The sequence below is a fragment of the Undibacterium sp. 14-3-2 genome (genome assembly GCF_016595265.1).
Taxonomy (GTDB): domain Bacteria; phylum Pseudomonadota; class Gammaproteobacteria; order Burkholderiales; family Burkholderiaceae_D; genus Undibacterium; species Undibacterium aquatile.
This window is the reverse complement of sequence record NZ_JAENGS010000009.1, coordinates 1-14,737: the sequence shown is the minus strand read 5'-3', so window position 1 is coordinate 14,737 and position 14,737 is coordinate 1. Positions and strand designations below refer to the sequence as shown.

Annotated in this window: 11 protein-coding genes and 1 tRNA gene; 8 read left to right on the top strand and 4 right to left on the bottom strand. The window is 50.3% G+C overall.

Going from position 1 to position 14,737, the window contains the following annotated elements:
• Position 1: 1 nt before the first annotated feature.
• Positions 2-328 (bottom strand): hypothetical protein, encoded by a 327-nt coding sequence (locus tag Undi14_RS17345; RefSeq protein ID WP_200181885.1) that lies wholly within the window; start codon positions 326-328, stop codon positions 2-4.
• A gap of 5 nt (positions 329-333) precedes the next feature.
• Positions 334-981: a VTT domain-containing protein gene (locus Undi14_RS17340; RefSeq protein WP_200181883.1), complete on the bottom strand. Its 648-nt coding sequence runs from the start codon at positions 979-981 to the stop codon at positions 334-336.
• A gap of 79 nt (positions 982-1,060) precedes the next feature.
• Between Undi14_RS17340 and mutL the strand changes: the two genes are divergently transcribed.
• The 7 genes from mutL to Undi14_RS17305 all read left to right on the top strand — a co-directional run bounded on the left by mutL (position 1,061) and on the right by Undi14_RS17305 (position 8,434).
• Positions 1,061-2,935 carry a DNA mismatch repair endonuclease MutL gene (mutL, locus tag Undi14_RS17335; RefSeq protein ID WP_200181880.1) on the top strand — a complete coding sequence of 625 codons (1,875 nt, stop codon included), beginning with the start codon at positions 1,061-1,063 and terminating at the stop codon, positions 2,933-2,935.
• A 64-nt stretch (positions 2,936-2,999) separates the two neighbouring features.
• A complete protein-coding gene (gene miaA, locus Undi14_RS17330) occupies positions 3,000-3,947 on the top strand; it encodes a tRNA (adenosine(37)-N6)-dimethylallyltransferase MiaA (protein ID WP_200181878.1) in 948 nt (315 codons plus the stop codon).
• 133 nt (positions 3,948-4,080) lie between these two features.
• Positions 4,081-4,157, top strand: a tRNA-Met gene (locus tag Undi14_RS17325).
• A 367-nt stretch (positions 4,158-4,524) separates the two neighbouring features.
• Positions 4,525-4,671, top strand: coding sequence for a lmo0937 family membrane protein (locus Undi14_RS17320; protein WP_200181876.1), 147 nt, complete (start codon positions 4,525-4,527; stop codon positions 4,669-4,671).
• Positions 4,672-4,765: 94 nt separating this feature from the next.
• Positions 4,766-5,077: a BON domain-containing protein gene (locus Undi14_RS17315; RefSeq protein WP_200181873.1), complete on the top strand. Its 312-nt coding sequence runs from the start codon at positions 4,766-4,768 to the stop codon at positions 5,075-5,077.
• A 283-nt stretch (positions 5,078-5,360) separates the two neighbouring features.
• Positions 5,361-7,643 carry an Ig-like domain-containing protein gene (locus Undi14_RS17310; RefSeq protein WP_200181872.1) on the top strand — a complete coding sequence of 761 codons (2,283 nt, stop codon included), beginning with the start codon at positions 5,361-5,363 and terminating at the stop codon, positions 7,641-7,643.
• 131 nt (positions 7,644-7,774) lie between these two features.
• Entirely contained in the window at positions 7,775-8,434 is a 660-nt protein-coding gene (locus tag Undi14_RS17305) for an energy-coupling factor ABC transporter permease (RefSeq protein WP_186885999.1), read from the top strand.
• Between the two features lie 96 nt (positions 8,435-8,530).
• Here the strand turns inward: Undi14_RS17305 and Undi14_RS17300 are convergent, their stop codons facing one another.
• Together Undi14_RS17300 and Undi14_RS17295 are read right to left on the bottom strand one after the other, a co-directional pair.
• Entirely contained in the window at positions 8,531-10,183 is a 1,653-nt protein-coding gene (locus tag Undi14_RS17300; protein ID WP_200181871.1) for an alpha-amylase family glycosyl hydrolase, read from the bottom strand.
• Between the two features lie 30 nt (positions 10,184-10,213).
• Entirely contained in the window at positions 10,214-11,233 is a 1,020-nt protein-coding gene (locus tag Undi14_RS17295; protein ID WP_370589971.1) for a glucokinase, read from the bottom strand.
• A gap of 226 nt (positions 11,234-11,459) precedes the next feature.
• Here Undi14_RS17295 and Undi14_RS17290 point away from each other — a divergent pair, with 226 nt between their 5' ends.
• Positions 11,460-14,327 carry an alpha-1,6-glucosidase domain-containing protein gene (locus tag Undi14_RS17290; protein WP_200181870.1) on the top strand — a complete coding sequence of 956 codons (2,868 nt, stop codon included), beginning with the start codon at positions 11,460-11,462 and terminating at the stop codon, positions 14,325-14,327.
• Positions 14,328-14,737 lie beyond the last annotated feature (410 nt).

The window sequence follows — 14,737 nt, the reverse complement described above, 5'->3', positions numbered from 1 at the left end:
TTTATTCTGCCTGTGCGCTGGAATCGCAGCCAGCGCCAGCGGCGATCCAGCGGCGGACTCTGCGCGCAAACAAGGCCTGCCAGCGTAGTGGAAGCCAGCGCAGATACTGTGCAGGCTGAGTCAGCATGCCGCAGCGGTAGGACATTGAAGCCTGATCCCATAATAAGGCACGGCAACTTCCCCGCCGCTGCCACAAAAAAACAAGCGCCACCGGGCAAGGCTCGGCAGCGCAGCAAACACCACAGCCATTACAGGCTTGACCGACTTCTGGCTTCAACGGTGCTTGCTGGCGTAGCCAGATCAGCGTCGATGAAGTCGGCTTTTTCACAATCGTCAGGCCGCTTTACGCAAGCGCTTCAGCATTTTCCACAATGCCCCCAGCAACAGAGGCACAATCGCAGCACCCACCCCCACCAGTACGATGGCGTTCAGATTTTTCTGTATGAAAGGAATGTTACCGAAGAAGTAACCGCTCATGACCAGCGACAATATCCATAACAACGCACCAAGCACATTGAAGAGCTGGAAAGTACGGTGTGTCATATCAGAGATACCCGCCACGAAAGGCGCAAAGGTACGCACGATAGGCACAAAACGCGCCAGCACAACAGTTTTACCGCCATGCTTTTCATAAAATTCATGGGTCTTTTTCAGCGCCGCCTTATCTATCCAGCGATAGTCGTGCGCCATGACTTTGTGACCAATCAGGCTGCCGATCCAGTAGTTAATCGTGTTGCCGGAGATCGATGCAAGCAGCAATAAACCAACCAGCAGCCAGGGGTTCATCGCACCCGTCGCGCAAAAAGCGCCAGCAATAAACAATAATGAATCGCCGGGTAAAAACGGAAAAATCACAAAGGCAGTCTCACAAAAAACAATCGCAAACAAAACGACGTACACCAGCGTTCCGTATTCCGCAATCACCATCCCCAACATCTTATCGACATGCAAAATCATGTCTAACAGTTGCATGAAATCCATTATTGTTCCAGTCAAAGAAATCGCGGCAATCATACACTAAGCCGCAGTACACGCAAGACAGCGCAGGTATAATCTCGCGATGAATCCGAATTCCTCTCCTTACCGTCCGATTCAGGCGCTGCCTGATAACCTGATCTCTCAAATTGCTGCCGGCGAAGTCGTCGAACGGCCGTCTGCCGTCGTCAAGGAAGTGCTTGAAAACGCGCTGGACGCGGGCGCCAGCAGCATCACCATCCGGCTGGAAGAAGGCGGCGTCAAACGGATAGCGATCAGCGATAACGGACGCGGTATACCGCAAGAGCAATTGCCACTCGCCGTGGCACGTCATGCGACGTCAAAGATCGCCTCGCTGACGGAGCTGGAAAATGTCGCGACCCTGGGATTTCGCGGCGAAGCGCTCGCCTCCATCGCCTCGGTTTCCTTGCTGACGCTGACGACCCGTACCGCCGATGCGCCGCATGCGTGGCAGATTGAAAATGGTAAGGTCTCTCCGGCATCGGGTGCGCCAGGCACCACGGTCGATGTGCAGGATTTGTATTACAACACGCCCGCCCGCCGGAAATTTTTAAAATCAGAACAAACAGAGTTCGGTCATTGTGCGGAGGTTGTCCGCCGTATCGCGCTGGCGCGCCCCGACGTCTCGTTTTCCCTCACACATAATGGCAAAGCGGTTGATCACTGGAATGTCAGCGCAATTGATAAGCGTAGCGCGCAGATACTTGGGGATGCATTTTCCAGCGCGCGTCTGCCACTTGATGAAAGCGCGGGGCCATTGCGCCTGCATGGTTTTGTCGGTTTGCCGACCGCATCTAAAGCGCGCGCCGATGCACAATTTTTTTATGTGAACGGCCGCTTTGTCCGTGACAAATTATTGACCCATGCGGTACGCGCTGCCTATCAGGATGTGTTGCATGGCGATCGCTATCCATCTTATGTTCTGGCGCTGGATCTTGATCCGGCGCTGGTTGATGTAAACGTTCATCCATCAAAAATTGAAGTGCGGTTTCGCGATAGCCGCGCCGTTCATCAATTTGTATTTCATGCCGTCAGCCGTGCACTGGCGCTGACATCTGCCACTGCTTTCGGCACCGTTCCGGCACCTGCCACCGCAGCATCGGCATCATCCGTATTGGCAGGAAAAGCGATACCCTGGATTGCCGGTGAACAAACGACGTTTGCGGCGCAATTCGCAACGCCGTCCCCCTATACGAATGCAGGCAACAGCACGCCGAATGCTTACGACCAATGGGGTCGCAATCAGACAGGTAGCGGTAATGGTGTCGCGCAGAATCTGCAAAGTTATGGTGCTATGTTCAGCGACAGTTCCCGCGCAGAAAATGCCGTTCCCACACAAGCACTACCAGAGGATGAACATCCTCTGGGCTTTGCGCTGGCACAACTGCACGGTGTGTATGTACTCGCACAAAACAGCAAAGGTCTGGTACTGGTAGATATGCATGCCGCACATGAACGCATCTTGTATGAGCAGCTCAAGAATGCGCTCGATGAAAACGCCATGCCTGTGCAACCGATGCTGATCCCGGTGACCTTTTATGCTGACGCAATTGAAGTCGGCACTGTCGAAGAACATCAGGACACATTAAAAGCGCTAGGGTTTGACATGGCGGCGATATCGCCCACCACGCTGGCGGTGCGCGCCGTGCCAGCATTGCTTAAAAATGCCGATGCACAATCACTCGCACGAGACGTATTGCGTGAAGTGCGCGAATTCGGCGGCTCACGCGTCCTTATTGACAGACGCAATGAATTGCTCGGCACCCTTGCCTGTCATACAGCGGTGCGTGCCAATCGCAGCCTCACCGTTCCGGAAATGAATGCGCTGTTGCGTCAGATGGAGCAAACGGAGCGCGCTGATCAGTGCAATCATGGGCGACCAACATGGGTGCAACTTGGTCTGAACGATCTCGATAAAATGTTCTTGCGTGGCCAGTGAATTCTAACCATCGTGAACTATCAACACCGTTACCGACTGCACCAATTATAAATACGGAATTAGCATGAACACCTCGAATGCAGCCAACGTCATCGCGATCATGGGGCCGACCGCATCCGGCAAAACGGCTGCCGCGCTGGAAATCGCCAGACACATTCCGTCCGAAATTATCTCTGTTGATTCAGCACTGATTTATCGCGGCATGGATATCGGCACGGCCAAACCCTCTGCCGAGGAACTCGCCAGCGCGCCACACCATCTGATCGATATTATTGATCCGGCGGAATCGTATTCAGTCGCGCAATTCCGTAAAGATGCAGAAAGACTGGTCGCTGATATTCAGGCAAGAGGTAAATTGCCCATTCTGGTCGGCGGCACCATGATGTATTTCAATGCGCTGAAACACGGACTCGACGATCTGCCCGGTGCCGATCCCGTGTTACGTGCCGAACTGGGTGCGGAAGCGGAACGCATAGGCGTACCGGGTTTGCATGCGCGTCTGGCGACCCTCGACCCTGAAACGGCCGCACGGCTGAATCCCAATGACAGCCAGCGTATTCAGAGAGCACTGGAAATCATCACACTGAGCGGACAGGCTATGTCTTCACTACTTGCCCGCCAAACAAAAACAGGACCAGCATTCGCCATGCTGCCGATCTCCCTGGAACCCTCAGATCGCAGCGTTCTGCATGAACGTATTGCAAGCCGCTTCGATCTAATGCTGCAAAACGGCTTTTTAGATGAAGTGAAACAATTAAAGCAACGACAGGATTTGCACGCAAATCTGCCATCGATACGCTGTGTCGGCTATCGTCAGGCATGGGATTACCTCGATCATCTCTGTACTTATGAAGAGATGCGGGAACGCGGCATTATCGCCACCCGCCAGTTGGCAAAACGCCAGCTCACCTGGTTACGCTCCATGCCAGAGCGCATATTGATAGATTGCCTGAGCCAGAATCCATCACAACAAATCCTGCATCTGGTACAACAGGAGATGGTAAGAAAGTAGTCAAGAAGCAGTAATTTGACACTTATTTCATGAAAAACCGCTTGTTTTTTTGCAAAATACCCGATGAATTCCATAAAAACGGATGCCCGGTATTGACACCAGAACAGCCAACTGACATAATCTAATGCTTCTTGGTGATATAGCTCAGCTGGTTAGAGCACAGCACTCATAATGCTGGGGTCGGTGGTTCAAGTCCACCTATCACCACCAGAATTTCGTTTCAGGACATCCTGTAACGTACAAAGAACCCGCTTCTAGCTTAGGCTACAGCGGTTTTTTTGCGTCCCAAGCTTTTAAGACTTCCTCATATCCAAAGTCTTTGCGGGTACATTTAAGGGTACATCCCTTATTCTTTAATGAGTACTCCCCGCCTTCGGACAGCACCAATTTAGAACTCAAAAAACATCTTTTAAGTCTGATATGGAAGACCAGGCATTTCACTCCGTGCGCTACCGAACAGAATAATATTTTTTTTCATCGCATACTCAGTCCGACTGATGTCAGCGGTGACAGCGAACGGATAAGTACGTCACTGATCTGATACAGCTGCACCTCATCCATATCAGATAGGAACTTTATGCTCTATACCATCGCTGTCATTTTAATCATCTTGTGGCTGCTAGGCTTGGTAACGTCCTACACCATAGGCGGTTTCATTCATGTGCTGCTGGTGATCGCGGTCATTATGGTGTTATTGCGTTTAATCAGCGGCAATAATATTTAGCGTACTGATCTCCAGCGCGACAAACGTCACTCCTCTCAACCTGAAAACAATTGTCTGTCTCAGGTAATGTCATATCTCACTCAAAGGTCACACCATGAATATTTCTAAAAACCTCGCCACAATTCTGATGTCATTGATGCTGATAGGCGTTGCAGGCTGCGCATCTACGACAAAGTCTGAAGGTACCGGCGAATATATGGACGATACGTTCATCACGACAAAAGTCAAAGCGGCAATACTGAATGAACCAACATTAAAATCCCGTGAAATTAACGTCGAATCATTCAAGGGTATTGTGCAATTGAGTGGCTTCGTCACCTCGCAGCATGATGTTGATAAAGCGATTGAAGTTACTCGTAATGTCAACGGTGTTAAATCTGTCAAAAACGATATGCGGATTAAGTAAGCTGCATATAAAAACGAACCAGTTTTCCATACTCTGAAGCACGCCATGAATCGAGGAAGCTTGACACCCCGGCAAGCAAAATATAGTATCGGGCACTCATCATGATGGAGTTTGCGATTAAGTAGGTCTGACTCGTTTTTGAGACACGGAAAATATCCGCATCACGCTTTAGCTGATGCGGTTTTTTTATGCCAATTCAACACAGTGTTTTGATCAGGCGACCTGCCATCATTTATCACCAGCCCGCGCGCATGGTTTCGTTTCAATCATTACTTCGCTTGTTATGTCTGCCCGATACACTCAACCTAAGCTCTCTCTTCTACTTCTCGCTCTGCTCGCCCAGTTGAATCATGCTTCGGCACAACAGTCCACAGATCCGGGCATTCAGAACGGTGGCAATTTACAATTCATCGGCGAAAATTCGCGCATCGGCATCGGCTATCAAAATGGTGGCGCATTTACGGGCGAACTGTTTGGTGTGTTATCAGACTCAGGGACAAATGTCTGGCTGGGTGAAGTATGGCTGAGCAATAAATCTGGCGGCGGCAAACTGAGTTACCACTCGCAGCAACAAAATTCTGTCGTCAAGTATTTTGCGGCAATCGACCAGAATGAGCAAAAGGATAAAAAACTCAGCATCGGTATTGGTCAGGAAAATCAGGATTGGTTTGGCCATGTCTATGCCAGTTATAGCCCTGGGAACAAACGGCAGTTGCAAAACACGCTGACAACGACAATTACCGAACAAAACGGCAATGATGCCGGACGTGGATATATTGATACCATCACCACAATCACAAACACGCGTCTGTATGAGCGTGCCTATGATTATGGCGTTGGTGCCCGCGCGGGACACTACTATACGGAAAATGCCGTGCGTGTCAGCGCCGGACTTGATTACGAATGGGGCAAAGCCAGCAGCAAACAATTCGGCATGAGCTTCACTGCGGAAAAGTTCTTTGTTGGTACGCCGCACAGTCTGGCACTGCAAGTTGGTCAGTATCGCAAATCGGGGGATTTCGACAGCCAACAAAATGATCGCCGGATTAATCTGATGTATCGCTATAGTTTTGGCGGTTCCAGTAGTCGCTTTGAGCAAAAATATAGGATGGTTGAAGTACCCGCCGCACCAACAGCCCCGACTATTATTCCTGCCAGAACCGAGCAGCGCCTGGTCAAAACAACGACCACCATGACTGGTGATGCGTTCTTTAAAATCGATAGCGCCGGGTTGACGGATTTTGCAAAACAGGAATTAGCGAAAATCGCTGAAACCTTGAAAAAATATCCGCATGAAGGCAATGTCAGAATTACCGGACATACCTGCGATATTGGCTCTGTCAGCTACAACCAAAAACTGTCGTTATCACGTGCGGTGGCGGTGCGGGATTACCTGATCTCTTTGGGTGTGGTAAATACCGAAGAAGTTGTGGTTGAAGGCAAAGGCAAGCTGGAGCCTAAGTACCCAGCAACCAAAGAAACGCGCGAAAAAAATCGCCGGGTAGATCTCGAGTTTGTCAGCCGCATCGATAAAACTGAAGTCATAGAAATACCAGAGCAAGTTCTGCCTGCGCCGGCGGCGGAAGTCACTTACAAACGTGAGGATATTTCTCAGGAGCCGGCATGGATACGCAGGGCGCTGCGTAACTCGGTAGAGCATAAACGCACAGTCGATACGTATCGCTATCAGGAAAAAACTCAAACCGAAACTAAAACCAGAAATTACCTGAATCGCGCGCCACAAGCGGCCAGCGACAGCGCCAGTACACAGCAAAATCAATCCGTCGTGATCGACGTTTTAAGTAACGACGCTGATCCGGATTCAGATGCAATCACTATCAGCACGGTCGGCAATGCTGCGCACGGAACGGCGACGATACAATCGCAAAAGATTCTCTATGTTCCGCATCCCGATTACAGCGGTAATGACAGCTTCACGTACACCATCAACGATGGTCGTGGCGGACAATCCACCGCGCAAGTCAATGTCAGCGTTGCCGCTGCGAATAAGGCACCAGTCGCGAATGACGATACATTCACCGTCCCGGGTAGTTCGGACATCGTTCTTGATTTGCTCGCGAACGACCGTGACCCTGACGGCGATCCGCTAACCATTTCTGCAATTACCGCTTTATCCGGAAACAACGGCAGTGTCCGTATTTCAGGTAACAAGGTCATTTTCACTCCGGGCAGCAATTCTTTACCCGGTAGTTTCCAATATACGATCAGCGATGGTCGCGGTGGAAAAGCAAGTGCACAAGTCACTCTCAACGTCATTGCTCCTCCGGTAAATAACGCACCTATCGCCAGAAATGATTCCTTCATCGTTCCCGGTACCACTGAAACAACGATCGATCCACTCGCCAACGACAGCGACCCCGATGGCGATCCTTTGACACTCGTGTCGGTCACACCGATGGCAGGAAATACGGGCACACTCCGCATCTCAGGTAACAAGGTGATTTTCTCGCCGTTCGGCAGCTTTATACGTGACAGTTTTCAGTACACCATCAGCGATGGCAAAGGAAAAACAGCAACGGCGACGGTGACTCTGGTCGATCCCTGATTTGTGCTGCGCTTAAACTAAAAAGACAAACAAGAGACTCCTTTGTTTGTCTTTTTTTCTTGATATCACGCAGTGCATCGTCAGCCAATCAGGATTATGATAGTCTCCCAGACAACTGTCGCGCATCTCCCATGGGCATTTTTTATACTCCTGTTGATATCGGCTTATGCATTTTTGCAATGCTGGTCGCACTGGTTCTGCTGGGAGTGGAAATTCGCAAAATCCCCTGGCAGCGCTTGCAGGAACCTACCGTGTTTTCCGCCTGGTGTGCCAGCATCATTGTGCTGATACTGCTATGGCGTATGCGCGTTCCCGTTCATAACGATCTGCATCTTCATCTGATGGGGGTCGCCTTATTTGCACTGATGTTTGGCAGATCACTGGCGATCTTAGGAATTGCAGTTGCCACGCTGGCATACACCGCAGAATACGATGGTATATGGCTGAATCTCGGTGCGAATATTCTTGTACTGGCGGTTTTCCCCAGTTATCTGAGTGAACTGATACTGAACAAAACCCGCCAGTATTTACCTCATCACATGTTTGTGTATTTGTTTGGTAACGGCTTCTTTGGCTCACTAGTCGTCAACGCCAGTGCGGGCCTACTCGCTCTGACAGCGCACATGCTGCTCGCACCAGTGAAAATCATCCCTGGCGACGCAATTGCCTACATGCTGTTACTGACGTGGGGTGAAGCTTTTTTAGTTGGTTTTCTGACTACAATTTTTGCAGTTTATCGCCCTGAATGGCTATTCACTTTTGATGACAAAATTTATCTGACTGGGAAATAATTTCCTCATTTTCCAGCATTGTCTCAGATTGCCTCAGATACTCAGGCACGACAGAATCGACACAAATTGTGTGATCTGCCACACCTGCAAACATTCTTAACGCGTGCCGAACCAGGCGCCAAACGCTGGTAATTCCAAGGTGCTGCTGTTCAGTGTTCCGGGCAAATTGTAGCCCGTGAGCAGCATTGCTCCTGCCACTTCCGGCCATACAAAATTGACAGTCTGATCACCTAAATTAAATGCGGCAAAAATTGTCGGCTCGCCATCAAGCTGACGACAAAACGCTAATACAGGTTCCGGCGCGTCAAAAAAATGAATCTTGCCGTGCATCAGTTGTCGATGCTGTTTGCGCCAGCGCCATATGTGACGCGCATACGTCAAAGCAGAATCCGGATCTTGTTCCTGCTGCGATACCGCAACAGCGATATGTTCAGCTGGCACTGGCAACCACGGCTTACCGCTGGTAAATCCGCCATGCGGCTGATCGGCGCGCCATGGCATAGGAGTACGGCAACCGTCGCGCCCTTTGAATTCCGGCCAGAAGGTAATTCCATAAGGATCCTGTATATCCTCATACGCAATATCAGCCTCAGTCAGCGCCAGCTCATCCCCCTGATACAGACATGGTGTCCCCTTCAGCGCTGCCTGCAGTGCCATCATCATTTTTGCAAACTGCGGTGTAGCTGCATCGCCGCCCCAACGTGACATCACGCGCACCACGTCGTGATTACCTACCGACCACGAAACCCAGCCACCTTTCACCCGCGCTTCAAATTCCTCTACCTGAGTGCGGATATATGCTGCAGACACGTCAGGCGTCAGTAAATTGAAGCTGTACGCCATATGCAGTTTATTGTCGTCAGCGGTGTATTCAGCCATGACGCCGAGCGAGTCATCGGCACCGACCTCACCGATCGCGATCGCGCCGTACTCATTCAGTAGACTGCGCATTTTTTCCAGAAAAGCGATATTCTCGGGCTGCGTCTTATCATAAATATGCGACTGCATACCGTAAGGATTATTGTCTTGCACCGTCTTCGTATCGCGCTTAGTGGCCGGAGGATTACTACGCAAAGAACGGTCGTGAAAATGAAAATTGCAGGCATCGAGGCGGAAACCATCAACGCCACGTTCTAGCCAGAAACGCATGTTGTCCAAATGCGCCTGCTGTACATCAGGGTGATGAAAATTCAGATCTGGCTGACTCGTCAGAAAATTATGCAAATAATATTGACGGCGGCGCGCATCCCATTGCCAGGAAGAGCCGCCAAAAACAGAGAGCCAGTTATTCGGCGGCGATCCATCTGCCTGCGGATCTGCCCACACGTACCATTCCGCCTTGGGATTATCACGGCTTTGACGGCTTTCCACGAACCATGGATGCTGATCCGAACAATGCGAAAGCACCTGATCAATCATGACCTTCAAACCCAATGCATGCGCCCGTTCGAGCAAACGGTCAAAATCACTCAGCGTCCCGAACAAAGAATCAACATCACAGTAATCTGCCACGTCGTAACCAAAGTCTTTCATCGGTGAAGTAAAAAATGGTGAAATCCAGACGATGTCCACGCCTAGCTGTGCGATGTAATCCAGTTTTGCAGTAATGCCTGGCAGATCGCCGACACCATCACCATTGGTATCCAAAAAGCTGCGCGGATACACCTGATAAATCACCGCTTCGCGCCACCACTGCGAATGGGAGTCAGATTGCTGAACGGAATTACCTGAGATCGATGTAGGAAACATAGTAAGCAAGAATAAAAGAACAATACGACATCAGTATGTAGCGTGATCAGCGAGCGATAATTTTTCCGCCAATATCGCAGACACGCCCAGAAACGCCGGGTATTCCGCAGTGATAAGGAAGGTCGGAATAGCCGCCAGATAATTTGCAAACCGCCCTTTCGCCTCGAAACGCTGACGGAAAGACGATTGCATAAATAAATCACCGAGACGCGGCACGATACCACCGCCAATATAAACCCCCCCGGTCGCACCTAAAGTGATGGCAAGATTGCCAGCCGCTGTTCCCAGCATGCCACAGAAATGTGCAACGGTCTGGCGACATCTGGCGCAACTGCCGTCCAATGCGCGACGGCTGATATCGGCTGCGGACAAACTGGCATCCGCACCGTCCGCCTGTAATTCACCCAGCGCGCGATAAATAATTTCCAAGCCCATACCCGAGATTAAGCGTTCAGCGGAAACATGTGGAAATTCCCGCCAGATCACTTTCAATAAATCGACCTCTGCCGCATCGGCCGGAGAAAAGCTGGCATGCCCGCCTTCGCTGCTAAGAGGAATCCATTGCTTGCCAGCCGGGACGATACCGGAGACGCCGAGACCGGTACCAGGTCCGATTAAGCCTATTACCCGCTCTGGCTGCGCCTGCCCACCACCGATCTGTACGCGCTGATGATTTTCCAGGTAAGGCAAAGCCATCGCCAAAGCCGTGAAATCATTCACAACTAATAATGTCTGCAAATGCAAGGCATCGCGCAAGGCCTGAATAGAGAACGCCCAGTGATGATTTGTCATGCTGATCTGATCGCCATTGACCGGATTCGCAATCGCTATCGCTGCATGCTGGACAGGCTGCTGACAGATTCTTTGTACTGCATCGCTTTGCAGGTAGGTAGAGATCGCCAGATGCAATGTAGCGTAATCATTACACGCCAGTACAGCCACAGCCTCAAAGCGATGCGGTTCAGTTTCCAGCGCAAAACGCGCATTCGTCCCACCTATATCGGCAAGCAAACGTGGCGATGTGTAGTTTTGTTTTTTTAAATCTTGCACTGACTTCTCACCATTAGTATGAATAAGCTCAAATTGAAAAAATTTCTGAACAAGTTCAGATAAATTTATGTAACAATACTACATTTATCAAATATACCTGTCTAATATTTTTTAACTTACCAGACAAAATTTGTTGATTAATAACGCAAACCCATAGAAAACAAAGATTTTCTGGCGATATTCAAAAAATACTAAATGTAGTTGAGCTACTTATTTGGAGACAAAAGTGCAGATAAGCAAGCGCATCGTGTTGCCTTCGCCTGTACCAATCAGAACAAGAGCCGGACTGATCGCCTGTGTCAGCGCCTTAGCCTTATTCTTTTCGAATGCCACTTGCTCTGCAACATTGGCAGATACGGCAGATTCTGCACAAATCAACGCAAAGACAACTCCGCTTACCAGCACATCTGACGTACGCGATTGCGATCATCCATCGCATCAGACCATCCTGAATAAGACATCTATCCAGTCAGACGCCCGCGCCTACTGGCTCAATCGCGACTTTATCCAATGGCCAGGAAAAGACCAAAAAGGGACATTCGCCCTCTATGCATCAGTCAGCGGAAAACTGCGCATACAAAAAGGCTTGCCTGTCAGCGATGCCGATCTGAGAATCAGCACGACTGCCCAAGCTGGGGCTCTGCCAACAGACATCCGGCAACGATACAAGTTCATCGGCGAAGGTGCTTTGCTCAGGCATTCGCTGTCCGCGCAGACGCTGGCAAATATACTCACGCAGCAGTTGATTCTGGTTCAGGAAAACGAGCGTGGCGAAGTCATTGATTTCACCTATGTACAAATCGCCGGTGTGATCGATGATCTGTATCAGACGGCTACTGAAGAGACAAAACTTGGTGTCACTGTGACCGCCTCGTCTGCAGATGGCAGCGTGCGGGCAAGTACCAACTTCCGTTTATGGGCGCCAACGGCACAACACGTCAGTGCCTGCATATATAAGACGGGAGCTAGTCATGCCAACGCACTGCTACCAATGATCCTGGATAAACGCACAGGCATCTGGGCAAGCGCAATAAATAAGGATGCGAGCGGCAGCTATTACCGCTATCTGGTCGATGTCTTCGTTCCAGGTGCAGGGCTGATACGCAATCGCGTCACAGATCCTTATTCCATCAGCCTGACCAGCGATTCGCGCCGCAGTTATGTCACCGACCTGCAAAACGCTGCGCTGAAACCGGCGGGCTGGGATCAGCACAAAATACCCGAGCGGGTAAAAAATCCGACAGACATGGCAATTTATGAACTGCATGTGCGCGATTTTTCCATCAACGATAAAACCGTACACCCCGCCTACCGTGGCAAATATCTGGCCTTTACCGAACCGGCATCAGCTGGTATGCGTCATCTGCGAGCACTCAGCGAAGCGGGTATCACCGATATCCACTTATTACCGATTTTCGATATTGCCACCATTCCCGAGCGTCACTGCATCAGCCCTAACGTCAGCGGAGGCGCAGACAGCTTGCGTCAGCAAGCGACCATCAATGCGCAGGCCGGTAAAGACTGCTTCAACTGGGGCTACGATCCCTACCACTACAATGCGCCCGAAGGCAGTTATGCCAGCAATGCTGACGATGGTGCGACGCGTATTCTTGAACTGAGAAAAATGGTCATGGCGCTGCATCAGGCTGGTCTGCGGGTCGGTATGGATGTTGTCTATAACCATACGGCGTTTGCGGGGCAACATCCACAATCCGTCCTTGATCGTATCGTTCCCGGCTATTACTACAGACTGAACGCGCAAGGAGAAGTTGAAGATTCCACTTGCCAGCCCTGCGGCAACACGGCGACCGAAAACCGCATGATGGCAAAGCTGATGAGTGATTCCGTCAGGCTATGGGCGCGTGAATATAAGATGGATTCATTTCGTTTTGATCTGATGGGACATCAGCCTCGCGCGGTCATGGAGGAAATAAAAGCAGCATTGCAGACTGATAATGGCAGAGAGATACAACTGATAGGCGAAGGCTGGAATTTTGGCGAAGTTGCGAATGGCAGCCGCTTTATTCAAGCATCGCAGTTGGCCTTGAATGGCAGTCAGATCGGCACCTTCAGCGATCGTGCCCGCGATGCCATTCGCGGTGGCGGGCATGGCGACAATGCCGCTGCCATCATACAAAACAAGGGGTATATCAATGGCTTACTGCAAGCCGCCGACGCATCGCCAGCACTGTTAAACAATACAGTGCAGCGTAGTGCCGACATGGTGCGGGTGGGCTTGGCTGGCTCAATTGCGAACTATGTCATGCAGACCGCAGATGGTCAGACGAAAAAACTCAGCGAGATTGCATACAACGATCAGCCTGCCGGTTACGTCAGTTCACCTGCAGAAGTCGTTAATTATGTTGAGAATCACGATAACCATACTCTATTTGACATCAATGCATTCCGGCTACCCCTCACAACGAGTCACGAAGACCGTGCCAGAGTGCAGATACTTGGCTTAGGGTTGACGACATTCAGCCAGGGCATTGCGTATTTTCATGCAGGATCAGACATCCTGCGTTCCAAATCGCTGGATGGCAACAGCTACAATTCCGGTGATTGGTTCAACCGGCTGGACTGGACGTATCAACAAAATTATTTCGGCACCGGGCTGCCACCAGAAAAAGATAACGCACGTTTTTACTCCATCATGCGCCCACTGCTGGCCGATCAGCGGATCAAGCCACGGCCGCAGGATATTGCCATGAGCCGCGATGCGTTTCGCGATCTGCTGAGAATACGCAGCAGCTCTGCATTATTTCGCCTGTCCAGCAGCGCAGATATACAGCAGCGGCTGCGCTTCTTTAATACAGGCCCGGAACAAAATCCGGCCGTCATCGCCGCCCATCTGAATGGCGAACATCTGAGCCCAGCTCACTTTAAAGCAGTGATGTATTTTTTTAATGTCAGCAAGCAGGAGCAGCGTCTGATCATTCGGGAACAACAAGGTCGCCACTTTCAACTGCATCCGGTACACCTGATGCATGGTGCTGGCGATCAGCGCATTGCCAGTGAAGCGCACTTTGTCAGCGAGAGTGGCAGCTTCATTCTCCCGGCGCTTAGCGTAGTGTGTTTTGTCGAGCTCAACTGAAATTGCCATCATCACAAAATCATGATCGTGCTACCGATATTAAGGCCTATATTTTTTCAGTCATCAAACAAAAGCAAAAAAGGCAACAAAGTGGACTGACTGGCGAATCCAACGCTGGTCAGCACTGGCAATAAAGAGGTATTAACAACAAAAAAAGGGACTATATGCAAAAAAAATCTGTCTTTGCTACAAAAAATATGAAAACTTTTCAGGCAGCAGACGAAATTTTTTATTCAACAGAGGTTATTATTAGCGCCTTCGTATTCTTAGCTTAAGGAGACAGTCGGAATGGATTTTTCAGATCGCCAGCAAGAGCCGGGCAAGAAGTTCCTGGGCATAGGGCTGGTCATAGCGTTTCACGTAGTGCTGGTGTATGCACTGCTCAATGGCTTGGGTACCAAGCTCATCGA

Bases quoted from the DNA above. Each gene is read 5' to 3' on its own strand.
- Undi14_RS17340 (WP_200181883.1), bottom strand. From the start codon at position 981: ATGGATTTCATGCAACTGTTAGACATGATTTTGCATGTCGATAAGATG.
- Undi14_RS17310 (WP_200181872.1), top strand. From the start codon at position 5,361: ATGTCTGCCCGATACACTCAACCTAAGCTCTCTCTTCTACTTCTCGCT.
- Undi14_RS17300 (WP_200181871.1), bottom strand. From the start codon at position 10,183: ATGTTTCCTACATCGATCTCAGGTAATTCCGTTCAGCAATCTGACTCC.
- Undi14_RS17320 (WP_200181876.1), top strand. From the start codon at position 4,525: ATGCTCTATACCATCGCTGTCATTTTAATCATCTTGTGGCTGCTAGGC.
- miaA (WP_200181878.1), top strand. From the start codon at position 3,000: ATGAACACCTCGAATGCAGCCAACGTCATCGCGATCATGGGGCCGACC.
- Undi14_RS17305 (WP_186885999.1), top strand. From the start codon at position 7,775: ATGGGCATTTTTTATACTCCTGTTGATATCGGCTTATGCATTTTTGCA.
- mutL (WP_200181880.1), top strand. From the start codon at position 1,061: ATGAATCCGAATTCCTCTCCTTACCGTCCGATTCAGGCGCTGCCTGAT.
- Undi14_RS17315 (WP_200181873.1), top strand. From the start codon at position 4,766: ATGAATATTTCTAAAAACCTCGCCACAATTCTGATGTCATTGATGCTG.